We start from the raw sequence: 24,302 nt of genomic DNA, 5'->3' as shown, positions 1-24,302 counted from the left end.
ACAGCGAGTATGTGGCGAGCGCTCACCGCGCTTCGTGCACGCTCTTGCGGAAGCGCTGGATCAGGCGGAGGGTGCGGGAGGACCAGCCTTCGCCGTTGCCGGCGATCAGCTCGCGGATGCGGCGCTTGATCGGATCGATCAGCAGGTGCGCCTTGGCGCGCAGCTTCATCACGAGACCGTAGAGCCGCTCGAACCAGCGCATCTCCATCAGCTTGTCGCGCGTCACGTCGAACACGAAGGCGGTGACGCCGACGCCGAGCAGCTTCGCGAACAGAAACGTGGATACGCCGCTCAGCCAGTATTCATGCGTAAGCAGGTACAGGCCGACCAGCTTGAGCGGAAACAGCGGGATGATCGGCACCGCGAACACGATCAGCGTCATGGCCGGCGGCAGCGCATCGACGCGCTCCGTCAGCCACTGCTTGAAACGTGCGAGCGGGATCGCTGCGACAACCTTTGCAACGATCGGCTCGAGATGGTCCCACAGCCAGGCTTCGACCAGGAAGATGATCGCCAGCAGGACCCAGACCGGTTGAAGTAGGCGACGCAGCATATGTTTCCCGCCCGATTCGGCGCTGGGCGCATGGCCCTACATATGGATGGCCCGCTTGCCCACCGCAAGCGCGGCTTCCTTGACGGCCTCGGAACGGGTCGGATGCGCGTGGCAGGTGCGGGCGAGATCCTCCGCACTTCCGCCAAATTCCATGAGAACGCACGCTTCATGGATCATTTCGCCGGCCTCAATGCCGATAATGTGCACGCCGAGCACGCGATCGGTCTTCGCGTCCGCGAGAATCTTAACAAAGCCGTCAGTGGTCTGATTGACCTTGGAACGGCCGTTGGCGGTAAAGGGAAACTTCCCGACGGTGTAGGCCACGCCCGCCTGCTTCAGTTCCTCCTCGGTCTTGCCGACGCAGGATACTTCCGGCGTGGTATACACGACGCCTGGAATAACATCGTAGTTCACGTGGCCGGCCTGCCCTGCGATGATCTCCGCGACCGCAACGCCTTCATCCTCGGCCTTGTGCGCGAGCATCGGGCCGGCGACGACGTCGCCGATGGCATAGACGCCCTTCAGGCTGGTGGCGAAATGCGGATCGATCTGCACGCGGCCGCGATTGCCCAGCGCAACGCCGGCTTCCTTGAGGCCGAGCCCGTCGGTGTAGGGCACGCGGCCGATGCAAACCAGAACGACGTCCGCTTCCAGCGTCTCGGCAGCACCGCCGGCGGCGGGCTCGATGGTCGCCTTCAGCGTCTTGCCCGAGGTGTCGACGGCGGTGACCTTGGCCCCGAGCTTGAAGGCAAAGCCCTGCTTTTCGAGGATGCGCTGGAATTGCTTGGCGATCTCCCCGTCCATGCCGGGCAGGATGCGGTCCAGGAACTCGACGACGACGACTTCGGCGCCGAGACGATGCCAGACCGAGCCGAGCTCGAGGCCGATCACGCCGGCGCCGACGATGAGCAGCTTGCCGGGGACCTTGTCCAGCGACAGCGCGCCGGTGGACGAGACGATGCGCTTCTCGTCGATCTCGATGCCCTTGAGACGCGCGATGTCCGAGCCGGTCGCGATCACGATGTTCTTGGTCTCGATCATCTGCGACTTGCCGTCAGCCGAAACTTCGACCTTGCCGGTGCCCAAAATCTTGCCGGTGCCCTTGAGCACGTCGACCTTGTTCTTCTTCATCAGGAACTCGACGCCCTTGACGTTGCCGTCGATGCCCTGCTGCTTGAAGTTCATCATCGCCGGCAATTCCAGCTTCGGCGCGGAGACGCTGACGCCCATCTTGGCGAACGAGTGCCCGGCTTCCTCGAACATCTCGGAGGCGTGCAGCAGCGCCTTCGACGGCATGCAGCCGACATTGAGGCAGGTGCCGCCGAGGGTTGCGTTCTTTTCGACCACGGCGACTTTCATGCCGAGCTGGCTGGCGCGCACCGCGCAGACATAACCGCCCGGTCCGGTGCCGATGATGACGAGATCGTAGGTAGCCATGAGAGAAAGTCCCGTGAGTTTAGCGTGGAAGGATGTGTCAGCGTCCGCGCGGCGCGTCAGCGTCCGCCGGACACATCGAGGATGGCAGAGGTGACGTAGGAGGCCTCGTCCGACATCAGCCAGACGATGGCGTTGGCGATTTCGTCTGATGTGCCGACGCGCTTCATCGGCACCATATGGGCCAGACGATGGTGCCGGTCGGGCTCACCCCCGGAGGCGTGGATTTCGGTATCGATCAGGCCGGGGCGGATGCCCGCGACGCGAATACCTTCGCTTGCGACCTCGTAGCCGAGGCCGATGGTGAAGGAGTCGATCGCACCCTTGGACGCGGCATAATCGACATAGGTGTTCGGCGCGCCGAGCTTGGCAGCAACCGATGACAGATTGACGATGACGCCGCCCTGGCCGCCGTGCCTGGTCGACATCCGCTTCACCGCTTCGCGCGCGCAGAGGATGGAGCCGGTGACGTTGACCGCCATCACGCGCTGGATGCGCTCGGCCGACATCTCGTCGACGCGCACGCCGCTGGTCCCGACGATGCCGCCATTGTTGACGAGCGCGCCAAGCACGCCGAACGTGTCGGCTTGCTTGAACAGGTCGACGATGTCGCTTTCCTCGGCGACATCGCATTTCACCGCGATGGCCTTGCCGTTGCTGGCCTCGATCAGGCTGACCACCTCGTCCGCGGCCGTCTTGTTGCTGGCGTAGCCGACCACGACGCGATAGCCGCGCGCGGCCGCCGCGATCGCGGTCGCCCGCCCGATGCCGCGACTGCCGCCGGTGATGACAACGACTTTATCGGTCACATCAGCCCCCATAGCTATCCGCCCTTGCTCTCGAGAGCTGCCAATCGATCCAGCACCGACTTGTCCGTCAAGCTCACCAAGTGGAACAGGATGAACGGCGTGAGGAACGGAATCAGACACCAAGCGGCAAAGCCGACACCCTTACCCTTTCTGCGACTGATCGGAATCGCAAAGAAGAAGAAAATAAGGGTGGTCAGCAGGAATGGCAGGAGGGAAAGAAGAAGCGACGGCTCTTCCACAAGCCCCTCCCTTACAGATCCAGCACCAGCCGCGCCGGATCTTCCAGGCTCTCCTTGACGCGCACCAGGAAGGTGACGGCTTCCTTGCCGTCGATGACGCGGTGATCGTAGGACAGCGCCAGATACATCATCGGGCGGACCTCGACCTTGCCGCCGATCACCATCGGCCGCTCCTGGATCTTGTGCATGCCGAGAATGCCGGACTGCGGCGCGTTCAGGATCGGGGTCGACATCAGCGAGCCGTAGATGCCGCCATTGGTGATGGTGAAGGTGCCGCCCTGCATCTCGTCGATCTTGAGCTGGCCGTCACGGGCGCGGCGGCCGAAATCGGCGATGCCCTTCTCGATGTCGGCGATCGACTTGTGGTCGCAGTCGCGCACCACGGGTACGACCAGGCCCTTGTCGGTGCCGACGGCAACGCCGATGTGGTAGTAGTTCTTGTAGATCAGATCGGTGCCGTCGATCTCGGCGTTGACGGCCGGGATGTCCTTCAGCGCCTGCACGACGGCCTTGGTGAAGAAGCCCATGAAGCCGAGCTTGCCGCCGTGCTTCTTCTCGAACGCATCCTTGTAGTGCGCGCGCAGCGCCATGACGTTGGTCATGTCGACCTCGTTGAAGGTCGTGAGCATGGCCGCGGTGTTCTGCACGTCCTTGAGGCGGCGCGCGATGGTCTGGCGCAGCCGGGTCATCTTGACGCGCTCTTCACGGGCAGCGTCATCGGCCGGCGACGGCGCGCGCACCTGGACGGCGGCGGCGGGCTGGTTGACCGGGGTCGGCGCGGAGGCCGCACGCTCGATCGCAGCGAGCATGTCGCCCTTGGTGACGCGGCCGTCCTTGCCAGAGCCCGGAACGGTCGAGGCATCGACACCGGTCTCGGCCGAGAGCTTGCGCACGGACGGGGCGAGCGGCGCATCGGCCGGCGGCGCCTTCGCGGCCGGAGCCGGTGCGGCAGCCGCGACGGCCGGAGCAGCAGCAGGCTTGGCGGGCGCGGCGGCAGGCTTTGCAGCGCCGGCACCCTCGGTGATCTGACCGAGCAGCGCGCCGACCGCAACCGTCGCGCCATCGGCGGCGATGATCTCGCTCAGCGTGCCGGCGGAGGGCGCGGGGACCTCGATGGTGACCTTGTCGGTCTCGAGCTCCACCAAGGGCTCGTCGACGGCGACGGGATCGCCGGCCTTCTTGAACCAGCGGCCGATGGTGGCCTCGGTGACGGATTCGCCGAGCGTCGGCACACGAATTTCAGTCATGGTCTTTGTCCTTCAATAGCTAATGCTGTCATCGTCCGCGAAGGCGGACGATCCAGTACGCCGTGACGTTCGTGGTCAAAACGTTCGGCGCGGCGTACTGGATGCCCCGCCTTCGCGGGGCATGACAAATTGGAATTGTGTTAGCTCAGTGCTTCGTCCAGGAACGCCTTCAACTGCGCCTGATGCTTGGACATCAGACCAGTGGCGGTCGCGGCGGAAGCGGCGCGGCCGACATAACGCGGACGCCGGCTCGCACCGTTCACCTGGTTCAGCACCCATTCCAGATAGGGCTCGATGAAGTGCCAGGCACCCATGTTGCGGGGTTCTTCCTGGCACCACACCACTTCGGCCTTCTTGAAGCGGGACAGCTCGGCCACCAGCGCCTTCAGCGGCACCGGGTAGAGCTGCTCGACGCGCATCAGGTAGATGTCGTCGATGCCGCGCTTCTCGCGCTCCTCATAGAGGTCGTAATAGACCTTGCCGGAGCAGAGCACGATGCGGCGGATCTTCTCGTCGGGAACGAGCTTGACCGCCTCGCTCGGCAGCATCTGGGCGTCATCATAGAGGATGCGGTGGAAGGTCGTTCCCTTCGCGAGCTCCTCGAGACGCGAGACCGCCCGCTTGTGGCGCAGCAGCGACTTCGGCGTCATCAGGATCAGGGGTTTGCGGATCTCGCGGTGGAGCTGCCGGCGCAGCACGTGGAAGTAGTTCGCCGGCGTGGTCGGATAAACCACCTGCATGTTGTCTTCGGCGCACATCTGCAAATAGCGTTCGAGACGCGCCGAGGAATGCTCCGGTCCCTGGCCCTCATAGCCGTGCGGCAGCAGGCAGACGAGACCGGACATGCGCAGCCATTTGCGTTCGCCCGAGGAGATGAACTGGTCGAACACGACCTGCGCGCCGTTGGCGAAGTCACCGAACTGGGCTTCCCACAGCGTCAGCGTGTTCGGCTCGGCGAGCGAATAGCCGTATTCGAAGCCGAGCACGGCCTCTTCCGACAGCAGCGAGTTGATGACCTCGTAATGGCCCTGCTCGTGGCCGAGATGGTTGAACGGCGTGTAACGGCTCTCGTCTTCCTGGTCGATCAGGACGGAATGGCGCTGCGAGAAGGTGCCGCGCTCGGAGTCCTGGCCCGACAGGCGGACATGGTGGTTCTCGTTGAGCAGCGTGCAGAACGCCAATGCCTCCCCGGTCGCCCAATCGATGCCGGCGCCGGTGTCGATGGCCTTGGCGCGGTTGTCGAGGAAGCGCTGGATGGTGCGGTGGACGCGAAAACCATCCGGCACCTTGGTGATCTTGCGGCCGATGTCCTTGAGAACGGGCAGGTCGACGCCGGTGACGCCGCGGCGTGCGTCCTCTTCCTGGTCGGCGATCTTGAAGCCCGCCCACTTGCCGTCGAGCCAGTCGGCCTTGTTCGGCTTGTAGGAGGTACCGGCCTCGAACTCGGCATCGAGCCGCGCGCGCCAATCGGCCTTGGCCTTGTCGACCTCGCCCTCAGTCATCACGCCTTCGCTGATCAGGCGGCGGGCGTAGAGCTCGAGCGTTGAGGGGTGGGCCGCGATCTTCTTGTACATCACCGGCTGGGTGAACGCCGGCTCGTCGCCCTCGTTGTGGCCATGCCTGCGGTAGCAGAACATGTCGATCACGACGGGCTTGTGGAATTTCTGCCGGAACTCGGTCGCGACCTTGGCCGCGAACACGACGGCTTCCGGGTCGTCGCCGTTCACGTGGAAGATCGGAGCGTCGATCATCTTCGCCACATCCGACGGATAAGGCGAAGAACGGGAATAGCGCGGATAGGTGGTGAAGCCGATCTGGTTGTTGACGATGAAGTGCACGGAGCCGCCGGTGCGGTAGCCCTTCAGGTCCGACAGGCCGAAGCATTCCGCCACAACGCCCTGGCCGGCGAACGCGGCGTCGCCATGCATCAGCAGCGGCATCACCGAGATACGCTGGTCCGGCGGATCGCCGTGCTGGTCCTGCTTCGCACGCACCTTGCCGAGCACCACGGGATCGACGATCTCGAGATGCGAGGGGTTGGCGGTCAGCGACAGATGGATTCGGTTGCCGTCGAACTCGCGGTCCGAGGAGGCGCCGAGATGATATTTGACGTCGCCCGAGCCTTCGACTGCATCAGGGTTGGCCGAGCCGCCCTTGAACTCGTGGAACAGCGCGCGATGGGCCTTGCCCATCACCTGGGTCAGCACGTTGAGGCGGCCGCGATGCGGCATGCCGAGCACGACTTCCTTCACGCCAAGATTGCCGCCGCGCTTGATGATCTGCTCGAGCGCGGGGATCAGCGATTCACCGCCGTCGAGGCCGAAGCGCTTGGTGCCGGTGAACTTGGTGTCGCAGAACTTTTCAAAGCCTTCGGCTTCGACCAGCTTCATCAGGATCGCACGGCGGCCTTCGCGGGTGAACGAGATCTCCTTGTCCGGCCCCTCGATGCGCTCCTGGATCCAGGCCTTCTGCGCAGCGTTGGAGATGTGCATGAACTCGACGCCGAGCGTCTGGCAGTAGGTGCGCTCGCAGATCGCGGTGATCTCGCGCAGCGTGGCGTATTCGAGACCGAGGACGTGATCGAGGAAGATCTTGCGGTCGAAATCGGCCTCGCTGAAGCCGTAGGTGCGCGGATCGAGTTCTTCGCGGTTGCGCGGGGCTTCGATGCCGAGCGGATCGAGCTTGGCGTGGAAGTGGCCGCGCATGCGGTAGGAGCGGATCAGCATCAGGGCGCGGACGGAGTCGCGCGTCGCCTGCAGCATGTCGGCGGAAGAGAAATCAGCGCCCTTGTTGCCGGCCTGCGCCTTGGCGGCGATCTTGGCACCGACCGCCTTCTCGACCTCGGCCCAATTGCCGTCGAGGGCGGAGGTGAGGTCGTCCTGCGGGGTCAGCGGCCAATTGGCGCGCTCCCAGGACGGGCCCTCGGCGTTCTTGCGGACGTCGGAGGGCTGGTCGTTCAGGCTCTTGAAGAACGCCTGCCACTCGGCGTCGACCGAGGACGGGTCCTTCTCGTAGCGGGCGTAGATTTCGTCGATGTAGGTGGCGTTGGTGCCCTGCAAAAAGGAGGAGAGGGCAAAGGCTGCGTTCGCGTCCTGGCGAGACATACTTGAGTTCCTGGCGATTTCGGTTCGCGCATAACAAACGGCGCTGGCGCTGAGCTCCCCGGCAGGGGCTCAGCGCGACAGGCACCATTTATCCTATTTGCTGCGAAACTTCGCCCGGAAAAGTACGAAGGAGTGAATTAGTCCTTCAATTTTTCGGCAAGCGTGTGGCCGAGCCGGGCGGGAGACGGTGACACTGTAATCCCTGCGGATTTCATCGCGTCGGTCTTGGAACCGGCGTCGCCCTTGCCGCCCGAAATGATCGCGCCGGCATGGCCCATGCGGCGGCCGGGAGGTGCGGTGACGCCCGCGATGAAGCCGACCATCGGCTTCTTGCGGCCGCGCTTGGCCTCGTCCTTGAGGAACTGGGCGGCGTCCTCCTCGGCGGAGCCGCCGATCTCGCCGATCATGATGATCGATTCGGTCTTGGGGTCGGCGAGCAGCATTTCCAGCACGTCGATGAACTCGGTGCCCTTGACCGGGTCGCCGCCGATGCCGACCGCGGTGGTCTGGCCGAGGCCTTCCTGGGAAGTCTGGAACACGGCTTCGTAAGTGAGCGTGCCGGAGCGGGAGACGATGCCGACCGAGCCGGTCTTGAAGATGTTGGCGGGCATGATGCCGATCTTGCACTCGCCGGCGGTCATGACGCCCGGGCAGTTCGGCCCGATCAGGCGCGACTTGGAGCCGGCCAACGAGCGCTTCACCCTGACCATGTCGATGACCGGGATACCTTCGGTGATGCAGACGATCAGCGGGATCTCGGCGTCGATGGCTTCGCAGATCGCATCGGCCGCGCCCGGCGGCGGCACGTAGATCACGGATGCATCGGCGCCGGTCTTCTCACGTGCCTCGCGCACGGTGTCGAACACCGGCAGGCCCAGATGCGTCGCGCCGCCTTTGCCCGGCGAGGTGCCGCCGACCATCTTGGTGCCATAGGCAAGCGCGGCCTCCGAGTGGAAGGTGCCGTTCTTGCCGGTAAAGCCCTGGCAGATGACCTTGGTGTTCTTGTCGATCAGGATGGACATGAGGTCTGCTTTCGCGAAACTAACGAGTGAGAGGTCAGTGGATGCGGCGGTAGACGCCGGTGAGCACGTCGGCCCAGCCTTCCGCGTCCGGCGAGAACTGGATCTTCAACGCGTAGGAATTGTCGTCGATGATCTCGTAGACGTGGCGCGCGTTGCCGCGGAGCGAGCCGCGCACCAGCGTCAGGGTCTTCCCGACCCACCCGCCGGAGGCGGGCGAGGGCGGCGTGTAGCCGAGCGAGTCGTACCAGAACAATTTGTAGGTCCGGTCCTCGCGGTCGAAGGTGAAGATGCCGTGGGTGGCGAAGATCTGCTTGCCGTCGCGCATCTGGACCGAGTCCTGGATCAGGTAGAACCCGTTCAGGTCCATGCGCGCGACGGTGTGCGAGGTGGCCGGCCCGCCCGCGGTCCAGCGCGACGGGAAGACCACCTCTTCGCCATCCCATTCGCCGGCGAACGCCGACAGGCGCGTGTGCTCGGGGAGCGGAGATGATGCGGCGAGATGGTCCTGGGTCATGGCCTCAGCCTCCCTTGACGGCCTTCACGATCTTCTGCGCGGCGTCGTCGAGATCGTCCGCCGGCACCACGTTCAGGCCGGATTCACGGATGATCTTCTTGCCGAGCTCGACATTGGTGCCTTCGAGGCGAACCACCAGCGGCACGCTGAGGCCGACCTCGCGCACGGCGGCGGTGACGCCCTCGGCGATCACGTCGCACTTCATGATGCCGCCGAAGATGTTGACCAGGATGCCCTTCACGTTGGGATCGGCGGTGATGATCTTGAAGGCGGCCGCGACCTTCTCCTTGCTGGCGCTGCCGCCGACGTCGAGGAAGTTGGCCGGCGCCATGCCGTAGAGCTTGATGATGTCCATCGTCGCCATGGCGAGACCGGCGCCGTTGACCATGCAGCCGATATTGCCGTCGAGCGTGACGTAGTTGAGGTCGTACTTCGACGCCTCGATTTCCTTGGCGTCTTCCTCGGTCTCGTCGCGCAGCGCGAGCACCTCGGGGTGACGGAACAGCGCGTTGTCGTCGAACGACACTTTTGCGTCGAGCACGCGGAGCTGGCCCTGCTTGGTCACGACCAGCGGGTTGATCTCCAGCATCGACATGTCCTTGGCGACGAAGGCCGTGAACAGTTGCGCGGTGAGCTTCTCGGCCTGCTTGGCGAGGTCGCCGGAGAGCTTGAGCGCGTTGGCGACGGTGCGGCCGTGGTGGCCCATGATGCCGGTGGCGGGATCGACCGAGAAGGTGACGATCTTCTCCGGCGTGTTGTGCGCGACGTCCTCGATGTTGACGCCGCCTTCGGTCGAGACGACGAAGGAGACGCGCGAGGTCTCGCGGTCGACCAGGAGCGAGAGGTAGAATTCCTTATCGATATCGGAGCCGTCCTCGATGTAGAGGCGGTTGACCTGCTTGCCGGCCGGGCCGGTCTGGATCGTCACCAGCGTGGCGCCGAGCATCTGCTTAGCGAATTCGGTGACCTCGGCAGCCGACTTGGCGATGCGGACGCCGCCCTTGTCGCCGGCGGAGGCTTCCTTGAACTTGCCCTTGCCGCGGCCGCCGGCATGGATCTGGCTCTTCACCACCCAGACCGGGCCCGGGAGCGCCTTGGCAGCGGCCTCCGCGTCGGCGGGCTTCAGGACGGGAACGCCCTTGGAGATGGCCACGCCGAACTCGTTCAGCAGCGCTTTGGCCTGATATTCATGGATATTCATATGGTCGCTCCCTGAACCCGCGGGCGGTGACCTCTAGGGCCCACCTCAGTCTTGTGTCTGGCATACCATATACCACAGGAACTGCAACCCGGATTCTTTGACATCGAGATCTCTGGACTGCCGGACCGAACCCCGCCCGACGCGGGGGTCCGGAAATGAAACCGCCGAAGACCGGTTTTCGATCTTCGGCGGGATTGTTTGCGCCTTAGCGGCCGAGAAGATCGGGTGCGATCTTCTTGCAGGCGTCGACCAGGCCCTGCACCGCGCCGACCGATTTGTCGAACGCCTCGCGGTCCTTGCCGGCGAGTTCGATCTCGACGACGCGCTCGACGCCCTTGGCGCCGATCACGACGGGCACGCCGACATACATGTCCTTCACGCCGTATTCGCCGTTGAGGTAGGCGGCGGAGGGCAGCACGCGCTTCTTGTCGCGCAGATAGCTCTCGGCCATCGCGATCGCGGACGCGGCCGGGGCGTAGAAGGCCGAACCGGTCTTGAGCAGATTGACGATCTCGGCGCCGCCGTTGCGGGTGCGGTCGACGATCTCGTCGAGGCGCGCCTGCGAGGTCCAGCCCATCTTGACCAGATCAGGCAGCGGAATGCCGGCGACGGTGGAATACTTCACCAGCGGCACCATGGTATCGCCATGGCCGCCGAGCACGAAGGCGGTGACGTCTTCGACGGAGACGTTGAACTCATCGGCCAGGAAGTAGCGGAAGCGCGACGAATCCAGCACGCCGGCCATGCCGACGACCTTCTTGTGCGGCAGGCCGGAGGCCTTCTGAAGCGCCCAGACCATCGCGTCGAGCGGGTTGGTGATGCAGATGACGAAGGCGTCGGGAGCGTACTTCTTGATGCCGGCACCGACCTGCTCCATGACCTTGAGGTTGATGGAGAGGAGATCGTCGCGGCTCATGCCGGGCTTGCGCGGCACGCCGGCGGTGACGATGCAGACCTTGGCGTTGTCGAGCGCTTCGTAGGAATTCGCGCCGGTGTAATGCGCGTCAAAACCGTCGACCGGCGAGGACTGCGCGATGTCGAGCGCCTTGCCCTGCGGCACGCCCTCGGCAATGTCGAACATCACGACGTCGCCCAGTTCCTTCAGGCCGATGAGGTGAGCCAGCGTTCCGCCGATCTGACCGGAGCCAATCAAAGCAATCTTGTCGCGCGCCATGTGAACCTGTCCTTTAGACACGTAAGGAGGGGAAAACTGACAGGGTGGTTATCCCTTTCGCCTCCCCCGTTCAAGTCGCCGGATGCCCAATTGTCGGGCTTAGCGGGAGAGCAGCCACATCCGCCGTCATTCCGGGGCGCGCGTCAGCGCGAACCCGGAATCTCGCGCCACAACTTCGGGATTCCGGGTTCGCCCGCGAAGAGCGGGCGCCCCGGAATGACAGCCCTGGCAAATAGGACTTAAGTCTCCACCAGGCCCTTGGTGGAGCCGCTGGCGGTGGAATCCGTGCGGCCGTGAGCCAGCGCCAGGTAGGATTCCGAGCTCATTTCGATCAGGCGTGAGGCAGTCCGCTTGAATTCGTTGGCCTCGTTGCCCTCGTGGGCGAGGTAGAGCGAGATCGGGTTGGCGTCGGCCGAGGCCATCAGCTTCACGGCATTGTCGTAGAGCGTGTCGATCAGGGTGATGAAGCGCTTGGCGGCGTTGCGCTGGGAGACGTCCATCACTGGAATATGGTCGACCAGGATGGTGTGATAGTCGTGCGCGAGCCTGAGGTAATCGGATGCGCCCAGCGGTTTCTCGCAGAGATCCGCGAACGAAAATCGAGCCACGCCATGGGCCGAGCACGGCACGTGCAGGATGCGGCCCTTGATCGAAATGTCGCGCGACTTGCATTTGGCGCTGCCCGACATCTTCGACCAGGCACGGTCGAGGGCTGCGTCCGCATCGCCGTCCGCCGGCGTCAGCCACATCGGCACGCCCTGAAGCTTCTCCAGCCGGAAGTCGGTGCGCGCGTCGAGCCGCGAGACGTCCATGTGGTCGGTGATCTGCTTGATGAAGGGCAGGAACAGCGAACGGTTCAGGCCACCCTTGTAGAGATCGTCGGGCGCGACGTTGGAGGTCGCGACCACCACGGTGCCGAGTTCGAACAGCTTTGCGAACAGGCGCCCCAGGATCATCGCATCCGCGATATCGGTGACGTGGAATTCGTCGAAGCAGAGCAGCCAGCTCTCCTCGAAGATCGCATTCGCGGTCAGCGCGATGACGTCGCCATCGGCGATCTCGCCGCGCGCGATGCCCTGGCGATAGTCGTAGATGCGCTCGTGCACATCGGCCATGAACTCGTGGAAATGCGCGCGCCGCTTGTGCTCGACGGTCGAGTGCTGGAAGAACAAATCCATCAGCATGGTCTTGCCGCGGCCGACCTCGCCATGGATGTAGAGCCCGCGCGGCGCCTCGTCCTTGTCGCTGCTGAACAGGCGGCTGAGCAGGCCCTGCTTGCGCGCCGGCTTGTAGTTGGCGAGCCGCTGGTCGAGCGCCGCATAGGCCTCGGCGACTTCGGCCTGCGCGGCATCGGGCTCGATCGCACCGGATGCGATCTGGGCCTGATAGGCCTCGCGGAATGAGGAACTGGGCGTCGAGAGCATGGCCCTTTACCGCCAGAGATGAGCGGAAATTGCAAGCCGTGAATTGGTGCGGGGCGCTATGCGTTCGTGTCGCGGACGCGCTGCAGCGCTCTTGCGCAGAGCCGGGCCCCACTATTCCGTTCATCGCCAAATGTCGTTCATCACGGAGCGCTGGGCCCCGGCTCTGCGGCCGGGGCGCGAGAGCGGCGCTAGTCGCACAACTCGTAGGCGTCCTCGACAACATACGGCCCGCCGCCCGTCGATGCGCGGGACGAGAACAGCACAAAGCGTTCGGCCACGAACGCCTTGCTGGGGAAGTAGCCGCGCATCGAGAGATAGTCGGCGACGTCGCGGTCGGTGGCGTCGTGCAGACGGGCGAGCGTGACATGCGGAATGAACTTGCGGCCTTCAGGGTCGAGGCCGATCCGCTGCATCAAGCGCTCGAGCTCCGCCTGCAATTCCATCAGCGGCTTGCTCGGCGCGATGGTCGCGACCACCGCACGCGGCTTGCGGCCGCCAAAACTCGTGAGCCCCTGCACCTTCACCTCGAAGGGCTTGCGATCGACGCGAAACAGCATCGAGGCGATCTCGTTGGCGGACATGCCGTCGATATCGCCGATGAATCGCAGGGTGACGTGATAATTTTCGGGATCGATCCAGCGGGCGCCGGGGAGGCCGCCCCTCAAGTTGGAAAGCGTCTGGCCGACCTCGGCCGGAATTTCCAGACCAGTGAACAAACGCGGCATCGTTTCGCACTCCCGATGCTTGGGCATGATCCGTGGGGAGGATCATATCCAAATTTTAGAGCCGGAGACGAATCACCGGTACCTTGATTCCTATCGCAGTTGTGTGACTCTGCGAAGCATGACCCGTGAACTCACGGGATAACCCTTGTTAATAGGGTTAGCGCTGCCTGCTTTTCAACGCCGTTGCTCAGCGATCGTGCCAATGAATGCCTCTACCGTGGGCATGATGTTGCCGACGATGATGTCGACGCCGGCCGCGGTCGGATGAATGCCGTCGGCCTGGTTGAGCTTGGCATCTGCTGCAACGCCTTCGAGGAAGAACGGATAGAGCGGCACGTCGAATTTTTTCGCAAGATCCGGATAAATCGAATTGAAGCGGGCCGCGTATTCGGCGCCGTAATTCGGCGGCGCCAGCATCCCGCACAGCATCACCGAAATCCTGCGCGCCTTGAGACGCGTGACGATGTCGGTGAGCGCGGTACGTGCCAAATCGGGATCGATGCCGCGCAGCGCATCGTTGGCGCCGAGCTCGATAATGACGCCATCGGTTCCATCAGGCACCGACCAGTCGAGCCGGTCGCGGCCGCCCGAAGAGGTGTCGCCGGACACCCCGGCATTGGTCATGTTGACCGCTATGCCCTTGGCCTGCAACGCTTTTTGGAGTTTCTGGGGGAACGCATCCTGGGCCGCCAGGCCGAGACCGGCGCTCAAAGAATCGCCGAGAACGACAAGCCTGACCGGTTTTGTCGCTTCCGCCCAAACGGGGTTCGCCATCGTCATCAAAGCGAGCATCAACACGGCTATGTGCATGAACAATCCGTAACGCCTCTCGACCGCGCTATCGAAGTTGCCATATGACCGGACCATGGACACTCGCATCGAATCCTCTTCGCTCGCCGGCGCCTCGCCGGACACCATCGCCATATCCAACGTCAACCTCTCATTGGGCACGGGCGCGGCACGCGTTCACATCCTCAAGGATATCAGCCTGCGCGTCGCCTCGGGCGAGGCGATCGGCCTGATCGGCCCGTCAGGCTCGGGCAAATCCACGCTGCTGATGGTGATGGCGGGGCTGGAGCGTCCTGATAGCGGAGAGGTGGTGGTGTCAGGCACGCCTTTCAATGCCCTCGACGAGGACGCGCTGGCCCGCTTCCGCGGCCGCCAGGTCGGCATCGTCTTCCAGTCCTTCCATCTGATCCCGACCATGACGGCACTGGAGAACGTGGCCGTGCCGCTCGAGCTCGCCGGCAATCCGGATGCCGCCAGGCGCGCCGCGCAGGAGCTGCAATCGGTCGGGCTCGGCGACCGCCTGCATCATTATCCGACGCAGCTCTCCGGCGGCGAGCAGCAGCGCGTCGCGCTGGCGCGCGCGCTGGCGCCCGATCCTGCCATCCTCGTCGCCGACGAGCCGACCGGCAATCTCGACGAAACCACGGGCAGGCAGATCGTCGATCTCTTGTTCAGCAAGCATGCCGAGCGCGGCATGACCCTGGTGCTGGTGACGCACGATTCCTCGCTCGCGCATCGCTGCGACCGGGTGATCCGGCTGCGGTCGGGCCGCATCGACACGCAGTCTGCGCCGGCATGAGCGCCGTGGCCGAACCGTTCGCGAAGCCCAACGGCGTCGCGCTGTCGCTGCGTTACGCACTGCGCGAATTGCGCGGCGGCCTGCGCGGCTTCTACGTCTTCATCGCCTGCATCGCGCTCGGCGTGATGGCGATCGCCGGCGTCGGCTCGGTCTCGGCGAGCCTGAGCGACGGTCTCGCCCGCGAGGGCCGCACATTGCTCGGCGGCGACGTCTCCTTCGTGCTGTTTCAGCGGGAAGCGAAGCCCGAAGAGGTCGCCTTCCTGCGTTCACGCGGCACCCTCTCGACCGCGGCCACCTTGCGCGGCATGGCGCGCTCGGCGGAGGGCAAGCTCGCGCTGGTCGAGATGAAGGCGGTCGACGACACCTATCCGATGCTGGGACAGTTGACCCTGGCGCCGCAGCTGGCGATGTCCGATCTACTGGCGATGCACGACGGTGCGTTCGGCGCGGCCGCCGATCCGACGTTGCTGGCGCGGCTGTCGCTCAAGACCGGTGACCGCGTCACCATCGGCTCTGCCGCCTTCCAGATCCGCAGCACCGTCGAAGCCGAGCCGGACAAGCTCGCCGGCGGCATCGGCTTTGGGCCACGCTTCCTGATCAGCGAGGCGGGCCTGCGCGCCACCGGCCTGATCCAGCCCGGCAGCCTGGTACGCTGGGTCTACCGCGTGAAACTGCCGGATGCCGGCAACAGCGAGCGCGCCACCGAAGCCTTCATCACGGATGCGCGCAACGCCGCGCCGCAGGCCGGCTGGGAGGTCCGCAGCCGCTCCAATGCCTCGCCGCAGCTCGAGCGCAACATCAACCGTTTCACGCAATTTCTGACGCTGGTCGGCCTCGCCGCGCTTTTGGTCGGCGGCGTCGGCGTCGCCAATGCGGTGAAGAGCCATATCGACCGCAAGCTCGAGGTGATCGCGGCCCTCAAGGCCGTCGGCGCCACCGGGCGCGACGTGTTCGGCATTTATCTGGCGCAGGTCATCCTGCTCGCCGCCATCGGCTCGATGATCGGGCTTGCGCTCGGCGCGGCGATGCCGTTCGCCATCGTCGGACTGTTCGGCAAGCTGCTGCCGCTGCCGGTGGTGCCGGCCGTGCATGCCGACGAACTCGCACTGTCCTTCGTCTACGGCCTGCTCACCGCGCTCGCCTTCGGCCTGTGGCCGCTCGGCCGCGTCCACGACGTGCCGGTCGCGGCGCTGTTCCGCGACACCGTCAGCACCGAATGGCACCGGCCGCGCCTGGGCTATCTCGTGTTCATGGGCGTGGTGGTCACCCTGCTGATCGCGGTCGTGATCGGACTGTCCTTCGACAAGCGCATCGCCGCGGTGTTCGTGGCGTCCTCCGTCGTCGTGTTCGCCCTGCTGCGGGGCATTGCCGCGCTCCTGATGGGAATCGCGCGGCGGCTGCCGCGCTCGCGCCTGCCGATGCTGCGGCTCGCGATCGCCAACATCCACCGGCCGGGCGCGCTGACGCCCTCGGTCGTGCTGTCGCTGGGGCTCGGGCTCGCCGTGCTCGTCACCATCACCCAGATCGACGGCAATCTGCGCCGGCAGTTCCTCGCCGCCCTCCCCGAGCACGCGCCGTCGTTCTTCTTCATCGACATCCCGAGCACGCAGGCCGAGCAGTTCGACTTCTATCTCCACAAGATCGCCCCCGGCGCCAAGGTCGAGGACGTGCCGATGCTGCGCGGGCGCATCGTCGGAGCGCGGGGCGTTCGCGCCGAGGAGCTCAAGCCCACCACCGATTCCGAATGGGTGCTGCAAAGCGACCGCGGGCTGACCTACACCGCGGAGCTGCCGAAGGGCTCCAAGGTGGTGGAGGGCGAATGGTGGAGCCCCGACTATTCCGGCCCGCCGCTGGTCTCGATGGAGAAGAAGATCGCCGACGGGCTGGGCCTCAAGCTCGGCGACGAAATCGTGGTCAACGTGCTTGGCCGCGACATCCCGGCCAAAATCGGCAATCTGCGCACCATCGACTGGCAGGGGCTCGGCATCAATTTCGTGCTGGTGTTCTCGCCGAACGCCTTCAAGGGCGCCCCGCACACCCATATCGCGACGCTGACCGAAACCGGCGGCGACGCCGCAGGCGACGGCAAGATCATCAAAGAGGTCGCCGACGCCTATCCGATGGTGACCAGCGTGCGCGTGCGCGAGGTGATGGAGACGGTCGGCTCGGTCGTGACCAATCTGGCGCTGGCGATTCGCGGTGCCAGCGCCGTGACCCTGATCTCGGCGATCCTGGTGCTGGGCGGGGCGCTCGCCGCCGGCCATCGCCACCGGGTCTACGATGCGGTGATCCTGAAGACGCTGGGCGCGACCCGGCTGCGGCTGCTCGGCGCCTATGCCCTCGAATACCTCCTGATCGGCCTTGCCACCGCGGTGTTCGGCGTGATCGCCGGCAGCATCGCGGCCTGGATGATCGTGACGCGGCTGATGACGCTGAGCTTCGTCTGGCAGGCCGGCAGCGCGGCCGGCGTGGTCGCGGCCGCCCTCGTCGTCACCGTCGGGCTCGGGCTCGCCGGCACGCTGTTGGCATTGAACAAAAAGCCGGCGGCGGTGTTGCGGAATTTGTGACAAAATGTAGCGGGCGGCCGCATGGTGTCGGAATCGCACGATTCCAGCGATTAACCACGTCTGCTCGCCAGGATTGTGGGTAAGGGCGACATTCGGCCGCGCGTGGACCGTTGCAGTGAATGTGTTAGTTTCCCACATATCGGATGGGTTCGGAGCCCGATTGTGAGCCAAAATTTAGTCGGCGGGCATCGGTATCCGAGATAGAATTTGACGAACCGGCGGCATGGCGACCCTCATGCCGGACCGGACCAACCAACGGGAATTCGACCATGTCGGACCTAGACCGTAACTACGCTTCTCCTTTCGGCAGGGCCGCCGGGCGTGTTGACGCCGCGACGGTCGATGCCGGCCTGCGCGCCTACATGCTGCGCATCTACAATTACATGAGCATCGGCCTGGCCATCACTGGCCTGGCCGCGCTCGGCGTCTACATGGCTGCCGTGACCGACGTTCCGACCCCGGAAGCCGTCCGCGTCGGCAAGCTGTTCCTGACGCCGTTCGGCTACGCGATGTTCGTCAGCCCGCTGAAATGGCTGTTCATGCTCGCGCCGCTCGCCATGGTGTTCGTGATCTCGGCAGGCATCAACCGTCTCGCCCCCTCGACCGCCCAGATCCTGTTCTGGGTATTCGCGGCGCTGATGGGCATCTCGCTGTCCTCGATCTTCCTGGTGTTCACGCACACCTCGATCGTGCGGGTGTTCTTCATCACCGCCGCCACGTTCGGTGCCCTGAGCCTCTATGGCTACACCACCAAGCGTGACCTGAGCGGGATGGGTTCGTTCCTGTTCATGGGCCTGATCGGCATCGTCATCGCCAGCCTGGTGAACCTGTTCCTGGGCAGCTCGCTGCTCCAGTTCATCGTGTCGGTGGTCGGCGTGCTGGTGTTCGCGGGGCTCACCGCCTGGGATACCCAGCGGCTGAAGAACGACTACATCTACGGCTATGCCTCGTCCGGCGGTGACATCGCAGAGCGTGCGGCCATCACCGGCGCCCTGTCGCTGTACCTGAACTTCATCAACCTGTTCACGCTGCTCCTGCAGCTGCTCGGCCAGCGCGACTAAGCGCCAGCCCAGATCGAACGACACGAGCCCCGGCCGAAAGGCCGGGGTTTTTGTTTGGGGCCCTCCGTCATGCCCGGGCTTGTCCCGGGCATCCACGAACCTAGCATTCGTGATCACAAAAGAACGCGGATGGCCGGGACATAGGCGAGCGGAAGCGACGCCGTCCTTCGTACGGCTATGCCCGGCCACGACGTATGCAGGAACAGCGTTGCTCATCGCAACGCCCCTGCTATCTTCCTCCCATGTCCGCATCCGCACCCGAAATCAGGCCCGCGACCGAGGCCGACCTTCCCGCCATCACCGCCATCTACCAGCAGGCCGTCCGCGAGGGCACCGCGACCTTCGAGCTGGAGCCGCCGGACCTTGCCGAGATGACGCGCCGCTATCGCGCGCTGGTCGACGGCGGCTATCCCTATTTCGTCGTCATCCTCGAGGGGCGCGTGGCCGGCTACGCCTATGCCGGTCCCTACCGGCCGCGCCCGGCCTACCGCTTCACGGTTGAGAACTCGATCTATCTCGATCCCTCCTTCCACCGCCGCGGCATCGGGGCATTGCTGCTGGAGCGGCTGATCACCGAATGCGAGGCGCGCGGCTTCCGCCAGATGATCGCGGTGATCGGCGATTCCGCCAATGCCGGCTCGATCGGCGTGCATACGCGGGGCGGCTTCAGGATGATCGGCACCCATCCCAATGTCGGCCTGAAATTCGGCCGCTGGCTGGACACGGTGATGATGCAGCGCGATCTCGGCGAGGGCGCGAGGAGCGTGCCGAGGGATTAGGGGCTACCGTCATTCCGGGCGCGCAGCGCGAGCCCGGAATCCAGAAGTTGTGGGCGAACAATATCGAGATTCCGGGTTCGCGACTCCGTCGCGCCCCGGAATGACGAGGGTGCTACACCACCGCCAATTTCCGGTCGATCACCAGCAGCACGCGCTCGAGCTCGTGGCCGCGGCGCAGGATCAAGCCCGTCGCCGAGATCACGCTATACATGCCCTGCTTGCGGGCGAGGCGCGGATCCTTCTCGATGCGATAGATCGGCACTTCCGAGGCGCGGCGGAACACCGAGAACACCGCGCGGTCCTTCAGGAAATCGATGGCATAGTCGCGCCACTCGCCGTCGGCGACCATGCGGCCATAGAGATTGAGGATGCGATGCAGCTCGAGCCGGTTGAACGTCACCCTGGCCGGTTGGGCGTTCGCAGCAGCGGGGTGCGCCGCCGCGCGCTGTCCGCTCGGATCGGCATCCTCCGACATCACACCCATGGAGCGCCTCCTGTCGCATCTCGTCCGCGAAAACCGTCCCCGGAACCGCGGATCATGACATTTGCATGATTGCGCCAACCGTTCCCCATCGCAAGAGGCTCCTCGCTCAACTCCTCGAATCGCGGACAAATCACCACACGCGACAGTGGAACTCCCTCGCGACGAACCGTCACGGGATCGTTAGCAGGAATCATAGTATCGCCGCTTTTCCGCCAAGCGCCTGCCGCCCTGCATTGCGAAAAGACCTGTGTGCGTTGACCCGGTCCTTTCGGTTCCGGATTCCTCAGCCCCCAGCCCCCCGGGGTCGAACAGGATCGGGTCTGTACGCACGGCAAGGAGGGCCAACGCAAGTTGGTCCTTTTTTGTTTGTGTCGGGATGTTTCCGGCTCGGCGAATTGCCCGCCAAACATCAGCGCGAAAACTCTTCTCCCTCACCCTGAGGAGCCGCGGCGTCTCGAAGGATCGAGGCCGAGCTGCCTGCATGGTTCGAGACGCGCGCGAACGGCGCGCTCCTCACCATGAGAAGCGAGAGCGAGTACAACGCTTAGAGAGAGAATCGAATCAGTGCAGCGACGTGTAGGCCGCGCCCAGCATCGGGCCCGGCTTGTCGCGGCTGCCGTCCTGGACATAGACGATCGCGCCGTCGACGCCGTCGCGCGTGAGGTTCTCGATCGGCACCGTCCAGCTTTCCGGACTGCCGGTCCAGTCGCCGACCTTGAGCAGGTTGCGCACGACGTTGTGATAGGTGACCTGCTGTCCGCGATTTTCGCCGCGGGTGATTGTGATCGGCACCGATTTGGCGACCGAGCAGATCCAGACCTCGCCGCGCGAGACCACCGGTACCTTGCTCGCAGCCACCGAGACGTTGATCTGCTTACCCGACAGCGACATCGTCACCGGCACGCTCATGACGCCGATGTCCTTGTCTGTCTTGCCGATCGCATTCTCGATGCCGGCACGGTCGCTGCCGATGACATGCGTGGAGCCGTTGACCACGACCTGCGGCGTGTAGACTTCGCGGTCGCCACGCATGCGCGAATAGGCGCGCTGCCGCGCCGAGAAGCGCGAATCCGCCAGCGTGTCCTTCCAGCCGAGATAATCCCAATAGTCGATCGGCATGCTCAATGCGATGATCGAAGGATCGCTGGAGAGATCGCCAATGATCTTGTCGGCGGGCGGGCAGGACGAGCAGCCCTGCGAGGTGAAGAGCTCGACCACGGCGCGCGGGTCGGCCTCGGCAGGGCGGATAACGGCGACGATCGCACAGATACCAAGTGCTCCCGACCAGAGGGCACCGGACCAGCGTGAAACCAGATGGGAAGCCGTCATTGCTGTCATGTCGTACGCCGCACACCATTGCTCGTGAGAAGGGAAATCTTACCGCCGGATGGTCACCGTAGTCTTACGGACGCGGCACATTCAAACGTCCAGGCAAGCGCCCAAAGCGAGGTATTTCGCCGGGCGGGCCGGTCTGAAGCTGCCGCAAACGCGCGAAGGCGGCCTTGTGATAGGCCGCCTTCATCTAACCTTCTACTCACTTCGCAGTGAGCCACCGTTCACAAATCCGCGCTTAAGCCGCGAGCTTGCGCAGCACGTAGTGCAGGATGCCGCCGTTGCGGTAGTAATCGAGCTCGTCCAGCGTATCGATGCGGCAGAGCAGCGAAACGCGCTGCAGCGAACCGTCGCCGGAGACGATCTCCGCGGTCAGCTTCTGACGCGGCTTGAGATCGCCGACGAGACCGCGCAGCGTGACCTTCTCGTCACCCTTGAGGCCGAGCGACGACCACGAGGTGCCCTCCTCGAAGGTCAGCGGCAGCACGCCCATGCCGACCAGGTTGGAGCGATGGATACGCTCGAAGCTCTGGCAGATCACGGCGCGCACGCCGAGCAGACGCGTGCCCTTCGCAGCCCAGTCGCGCGAGGAGCCGTTGCCATATTCGGCGCCGGCGAACACCACCAGCGGGACCTGCTCCTGCTGGTACTTCATCGCGGCCTCGTAGATCGACATCTGTTCGCCGTCCGGCCAGTGCTTGGTGAGACCGCCCTCGGGGATGTTGCCATCGGCGCCTTTGAGCATGAAGTTCTTGATGCGGATGTTGGCGAAGGTGCCGCGCATCATGACTTCATGGTTGCCGCGCCGCGTGCCGTACTGGTTGAAGTCGGCAGGACGCACCTGGTGCTCGCTGAGATATTTGCCGGCGGGCGAGGTGAGCTTGATCGAACCGGCCGGCGAGATGTGGTCGGTGGTGATCTTGTCGCCGAACATGGCGAGGATGCGCGCCTCGACGATGTCGGTGACCGGCTCCGGCTCCTTCTTCATGCCGTCGAAATAGGGCGGGTTCTGCACGTAGGTCGAGCTCATGTTCCAGCGATAGGTCTCGCTCTCGACCGTCTTGATCTTGCGCCAGTTGGTGTCGCCCTTGAACACGTCGGCATACTTCTTCTTGAAGATCGACGCGGTCACGAACTTCTTCATGAAGGCGTTGATCTCCTTCGTCGTCGGCCAGATGTCCTTGAGGTACACCGGCTTGCCGTCCTTGCCTTCGCCGAGCGGCTCGACGGCAAGGTTCTTGGTGACGCTGCCGGCGAGCGCGTGGGCGACGACCAGCGGCGGCGAGGCCAGATAATTCGCCTGCACGTCGGGCGAGACGCGGCCTTCGAAGTTGCGGTTACCGGAGAGCACGGCAGCGGCGACGATGCCGTTGTCGTTGATCGACTTCGAAATCTCCTCCGGCAGCGGACCGGAATTGCCGATGCAGGTGGTGCAGCCGAAACCGACCAGGTTGAAGCCGACCTTGTCGAGGTGAGCCTGGAGACCGGAATCGGCGAGATAGCCCGCGACCACCTGGCTGCCCGGGGCCAGCGAAGTCTTCACCCACGGTTTTGCCTTGAGGCCCTTGGCGGCGGCATTGCGCGCCAGCAGGCCGGCGCCGATCAGCACGCTCGGATTCGAGGTGTTGGTGCAGGAGGTGATGGCGGCGATCACGACGTCGCCATGACCGATCTCGAAGTTCTTGCCTTCCACGGCAAAGCGCTTGTTCGGCTCCTCGGTCTTCTTGTACTCGGTGCCGAGCGCGAGCGAAAAACCTTCGGCGACCGACGGCAGCGCGATGCGGCCTTCGGGACGCTTCGGGCCGGCCATCGACGGCACGACATCGGTGAGGTCGAGCGTCAGCGTTTCCGTGAACACCGGATCGGCCGACTTGGCGGTGCGGAACAGCCCTTGCGCCTTGGCATAGGCCTGCACCAGCGCGACGCGCGCCGGAGCGCGGCCGGAGGTCTTGAGGTAATCGATCGCGGCGGCGTCGACGGGGAAGAAGCCGCAGGTCGCGCCGTATTCGGGCGCCATGTTGGCAATGGTCGCCTTGTCGGCGACGGAGAGGTTGTCGAGGCCGGGACCGAAGAACTCGACGAACTTGCCGACCACCCCGAGCTTGCGCAGCATCTGCGTGACGGTCAGCACGAGGTCGGTGGCGGTGACGCCTTCCTTCATCGCGCCCTTCAGCTTGAAGCCGACGACGTTGGGCAGCAGCATCGACAGCGGCTGGCCGAGCATGCAGGCTTCCGCCTCGATGCCGCCGACGCCCCAGCCGAGCACGGCGAGGCCGTTGACCATGGTGGTGTGGGAATCGGTGCCGACCAGCGAGTCGGGATAGGCGACCTCGAAGGTGCCGATCTTTTTGCCGACCGTCATCTTCTCCTTCTTGGTCCAGACCGTCTGGGAGAGATATTCGAGATTGACCTGGTGGCAGATGCCGGTGCCGGGCGGCACGACGGAGAAGTTCGAGAACGCCTTCTGGCCCCACTTCAGGAACTCGTAGCGCTCCTGGTTCTGCTTGTATTCCTCGGCGACGTTCTTGCCGAAGGCCTTGTTGTCGCCGAAGAAGTTCACGATCACCGAATGGTCGATGACGAGGTCGACCGGCACCAGCGGATTGATCTTCTCGGCATCGCCGCCGAGCTTCTGCATCGCGTTGCGCATCGCGGCGAGATCGACGACGGCCGGCACGCCGGTGAAATCCTGCATCAGCACGCGCGCCGGGCGGAAGGCGATCTCGTGCTCCAGCGACTTCTTGCGCAGCCATTTCGAGACCGCGACGATGTCTGCCTTCTTGACCGAGCGGCCGTCCTCATTGCGCAGGAGGTTCTCGAGCAGGACCTTCATCGAATAGGGAAGTTTCGAAATTCCCTTCAGACCATTCTTCTCGGCCGTGGGCAGGCTGTAATAGACATAGGTCTTGGCGCCGACCTTGAGGGTCTTTTTGCATTTGAAGCTGTCGAGCGAGGTCATGCTAGGAAATCCCAATTGTCAGTTATACCCGGCAAGGGGTATTTTAACACCGTCAGCGAGTCCGGTTGAATCGCTTGCAGGGGCAG

General features: G+C 64.5%; 20 protein-coding genes. 4 read left to right on the top strand and 16 right to left on the bottom strand.

All coding sequences use genetic code 11. The features are described from left to right. Positions 1-22 precede the first annotated feature (22 nt). From QSV46_RS27740 to QSV46_RS27680, 13 genes are all read right to left on the bottom strand, one after another. Positions 23-553 carry a hypothetical protein gene (locus QSV46_RS27740; RefSeq protein WP_314958940.1) on the bottom strand — a complete coding sequence of 177 codons (531 nt, stop codon included), beginning with the start codon at positions 551-553 and terminating at the stop codon, positions 23-25. A gap of 36 nt (positions 554-589) precedes the next feature. Continuing rightward, entirely contained in the window at positions 590-1,990 is a 1,401-nt protein-coding gene (lpdA, locus tag QSV46_RS27735; protein ID WP_314958937.1) for a dihydrolipoyl dehydrogenase, read from the bottom strand. A gap of 56 nt (positions 1,991-2,046) precedes the next feature. Next, entirely contained in the window at positions 2,047-2,808 is a 762-nt protein-coding gene (locus tag QSV46_RS27730; RefSeq protein ID WP_409997213.1) for an SDR family oxidoreductase, read from the bottom strand. A gap of 2 nt (positions 2,809-2,810) precedes the next feature. Next, complete coding sequence (locus QSV46_RS27725; protein ID WP_314958933.1) at positions 2,811-3,035, bottom strand: hypothetical protein; 225 nt, start codon at positions 3,033-3,035, stop codon at positions 2,811-2,813. An 11-nt stretch (positions 3,036-3,046) separates the two neighbouring features. Further along, the gene (odhB, locus tag QSV46_RS27720) at positions 3,047-4,282 is read right to left on the bottom strand and encodes a 2-oxoglutarate dehydrogenase complex dihydrolipoyllysine-residue succinyltransferase (RefSeq protein WP_314958930.1); all 1,236 of its coding nucleotides are present in this window, start codon (positions 4,280-4,282) and stop codon (positions 3,047-3,049) included. A 140-nt stretch (positions 4,283-4,422) separates the two neighbouring features. Then, positions 4,423-7,386, bottom strand: coding sequence for a 2-oxoglutarate dehydrogenase E1 component (locus tag QSV46_RS27715; RefSeq protein ID WP_314958928.1), 2,964 nt, complete (start codon positions 7,384-7,386; stop codon positions 4,423-4,425). A 137-nt stretch (positions 7,387-7,523) separates the two neighbouring features. Further along, entirely contained in the window at positions 7,524-8,408 is an 885-nt protein-coding gene (gene sucD / locus QSV46_RS27710; protein WP_314958926.1) for a succinate--CoA ligase subunit alpha, read from the bottom strand. Between the two features lie 34 nt (positions 8,409-8,442). Further along, entirely contained in the window at positions 8,443-8,922 is a 480-nt protein-coding gene (locus QSV46_RS27705; RefSeq protein ID WP_314958924.1) for a DUF1579 family protein, read from the bottom strand. A gap of 4 nt (positions 8,923-8,926) precedes the next feature. Further along, the gene (sucC, locus tag QSV46_RS27700) at positions 8,927-10,123 is read right to left on the bottom strand and encodes an ADP-forming succinate--CoA ligase subunit beta (protein WP_314958923.1); all 1,197 of its coding nucleotides are present in this window, start codon (positions 10,121-10,123) and stop codon (positions 8,927-8,929) included. Positions 10,124-10,328: 205 nt separating this feature from the next. After that, positions 10,329-11,297, bottom strand: coding sequence for a malate dehydrogenase (gene mdh, locus QSV46_RS27695; RefSeq protein ID WP_028150483.1), 969 nt, complete (start codon positions 11,295-11,297; stop codon positions 10,329-10,331). A gap of 239 nt (positions 11,298-11,536) precedes the next feature. Beyond that, positions 11,537-12,721 (bottom strand): cell division protein ZapE, encoded by a 1,185-nt coding sequence (gene zapE, locus QSV46_RS27690; RefSeq protein WP_314958921.1) that lies wholly within the window; start codon positions 12,719-12,721, stop codon positions 11,537-11,539. 188 nt (positions 12,722-12,909) lie between these two features. Continuing rightward, positions 12,910-13,446 carry an RNA 2',3'-cyclic phosphodiesterase gene (gene thpR / locus QSV46_RS27685; RefSeq protein ID WP_314958919.1) on the bottom strand — a complete coding sequence of 179 codons (537 nt, stop codon included), beginning with the start codon at positions 13,444-13,446 and terminating at the stop codon, positions 12,910-12,912. Positions 13,447-13,620: 174 nt separating this feature from the next. Beyond that, complete coding sequence (locus tag QSV46_RS27680) at positions 13,621-14,256, bottom strand: arylesterase (RefSeq protein ID WP_314959064.1); 636 nt, start codon at positions 14,254-14,256, stop codon at positions 13,621-13,623. Between the two features lie 55 nt (positions 14,257-14,311). On the opposite strand from QSV46_RS27680, the gene QSV46_RS27675 reads away from it, so the two are divergent. The 4 genes from QSV46_RS27675 to QSV46_RS27660 all read left to right on the top strand — a co-directional run bounded on the left by QSV46_RS27675 (position 14,312) and on the right by QSV46_RS27660 (position 19,441). Continuing rightward, entirely contained in the window at positions 14,312-15,034 is a 723-nt protein-coding gene (locus QSV46_RS27675) for an ABC transporter ATP-binding protein (RefSeq protein ID WP_314958917.1), read from the top strand. Next, positions 15,031-17,601, top strand: coding sequence for an ABC transporter permease (locus QSV46_RS27670; protein WP_314958915.1), 2,571 nt, complete (start codon positions 15,031-15,033; stop codon positions 17,599-17,601). The genes QSV46_RS27675 and QSV46_RS27670 overlap by 4 nt, the downstream gene beginning before the upstream one ends. Before the next feature lie 269 nt (positions 17,602-17,870). Next, the gene (locus QSV46_RS27665; protein WP_314958914.1) at positions 17,871-18,662 is read left to right on the top strand and encodes a Bax inhibitor-1/YccA family protein; all 792 of its coding nucleotides are present in this window, start codon (positions 17,871-17,873) and stop codon (positions 18,660-18,662) included. A 242-nt stretch (positions 18,663-18,904) separates the two neighbouring features. Beyond that, positions 18,905-19,441, top strand: a complete 537-nt coding sequence (locus QSV46_RS27660) for a GNAT family N-acetyltransferase (protein WP_314958913.1) — start codon at positions 18,905-18,907, stop codon at positions 19,439-19,441. Between the two features lie 112 nt (positions 19,442-19,553). On the opposite strand, the gene QSV46_RS27655 is transcribed toward QSV46_RS27660, so the two are convergent. The 3 genes from QSV46_RS27655 to acnA form a co-directional block, all read right to left on the bottom strand. Further along, positions 19,554-19,925, bottom strand: coding sequence for a DUF2794 domain-containing protein (locus QSV46_RS27655; protein ID WP_314958912.1), 372 nt, complete (start codon positions 19,923-19,925; stop codon positions 19,554-19,556). A gap of 561 nt (positions 19,926-20,486) precedes the next feature. Continuing rightward, the gene (locus QSV46_RS27650; RefSeq protein ID WP_314958910.1) at positions 20,487-21,263 is read right to left on the bottom strand and encodes a DUF1223 domain-containing protein; all 777 of its coding nucleotides are present in this window, start codon (positions 21,261-21,263) and stop codon (positions 20,487-20,489) included. 232 nt (positions 21,264-21,495) lie between these two features. After that, positions 21,496-24,216 carry an aconitate hydratase AcnA gene (acnA, locus tag QSV46_RS27645; protein ID WP_314958907.1) on the bottom strand — a complete coding sequence of 907 codons (2,721 nt, stop codon included), beginning with the start codon at positions 24,214-24,216 and terminating at the stop codon, positions 21,496-21,498. Positions 24,217-24,302 lie beyond the last annotated feature (86 nt).

Source organism: Bradyrhizobium cosmicum, assembly GCF_032290525.1.
Lineage (GTDB): Bacteria > Pseudomonadota > Alphaproteobacteria > Rhizobiales > Xanthobacteraceae > Bradyrhizobium > Bradyrhizobium cosmicum_A.
The sequence above is the reverse complement of the archived record's forward strand: the minus strand, read 5'-3'. Positions and strand labels throughout refer to the sequence as shown.

What these genes read in the sequence shown, in the direction of transcription:
- QSV46_RS27740 (WP_314958940.1), bottom strand. Translation starts at nt 553, where the DNA reads ATGCTGCGTCGCCTACTTCAACCGGTCTGGGTCCTGCTGGCGATCATC.
- lpdA (WP_314958937.1), bottom strand. Translation starts at nt 1,990, where the DNA reads ATGGCTACCTACGATCTCGTCATCATCGGCACCGGACCGGGCGGTTAT.
- QSV46_RS27730 (WP_409997213.1), bottom strand. Translation starts at nt 2,808, where the DNA reads ATGGGGGCTGATGTGACCGATAAAGTCGTTGTCATCACCGGCGGCAGT.
- odhB (WP_314958930.1), bottom strand. Translation starts at nt 4,282, where the DNA reads ATGACTGAAATTCGTGTGCCGACGCTCGGCGAATCCGTCACCGAGGCC.
- QSV46_RS27715 (WP_314958928.1), bottom strand. Translation starts at nt 7,386, where the DNA reads ATGTCTCGCCAGGACGCGAACGCAGCCTTTGCCCTCTCCTCCTTTTTG.
- sucD (WP_314958926.1), bottom strand. Translation starts at nt 8,408, where the DNA reads ATGTCCATCCTGATCGACAAGAACACCAAGGTCATCTGCCAGGGCTTT.
- QSV46_RS27705 (WP_314958924.1), bottom strand. Translation starts at nt 8,922, where the DNA reads ATGACCCAGGACCATCTCGCCGCATCATCTCCGCTCCCCGAGCACACG.
- sucC (WP_314958923.1), bottom strand. Translation starts at nt 10,123, where the DNA reads ATGAATATCCATGAATATCAGGCCAAAGCGCTGCTGAACGAGTTCGGC.
- mdh (WP_028150483.1), bottom strand. Translation starts at nt 11,297, where the DNA reads ATGGCGCGCGACAAGATTGCTTTGATTGGCTCCGGTCAGATCGGCGGA.
- zapE (WP_314958921.1), bottom strand. Translation starts at nt 12,721, where the DNA reads ATGCTCTCGACGCCCAGTTCCTCATTCCGCGAGGCCTATCAGGCCCAG.
- thpR (WP_314958919.1), bottom strand. Translation starts at nt 13,446, where the DNA reads ATGCCGCGTTTGTTCACTGGTCTGGAAATTCCGGCCGAGGTCGGCCAG.
- QSV46_RS27680 (WP_314959064.1), bottom strand. Translation starts at nt 14,256, where the DNA reads ATGCACATAGCCGTGTTGATGCTCGCTTTGATGACGATGGCGAACCCC.
- QSV46_RS27675 (WP_314958917.1), top strand. Translation starts at nt 14,312, where the DNA reads ATGGACACTCGCATCGAATCCTCTTCGCTCGCCGGCGCCTCGCCGGAC.
- QSV46_RS27670 (WP_314958915.1), top strand. Translation starts at nt 15,031, where the DNA reads ATGAGCGCCGTGGCCGAACCGTTCGCGAAGCCCAACGGCGTCGCGCTG.
- QSV46_RS27665 (WP_314958914.1), top strand. Translation starts at nt 17,871, where the DNA reads ATGTCGGACCTAGACCGTAACTACGCTTCTCCTTTCGGCAGGGCCGCC.
- QSV46_RS27660 (WP_314958913.1), top strand. Translation starts at nt 18,905, where the DNA reads ATGTCCGCATCCGCACCCGAAATCAGGCCCGCGACCGAGGCCGACCTT.
- QSV46_RS27655 (WP_314958912.1), bottom strand. Translation starts at nt 19,925, where the DNA reads ATGGGTGTGATGTCGGAGGATGCCGATCCGAGCGGACAGCGCGCGGCG.
- QSV46_RS27650 (WP_314958910.1), bottom strand. Translation starts at nt 21,263, where the DNA reads ATGACAGCAATGACGGCTTCCCATCTGGTTTCACGCTGGTCCGGTGCC.
- acnA (WP_314958907.1), bottom strand. Translation starts at nt 24,216, where the DNA reads ATGACCTCGCTCGACAGCTTCAAATGCAAAAAGACCCTCAAGGTCGGC.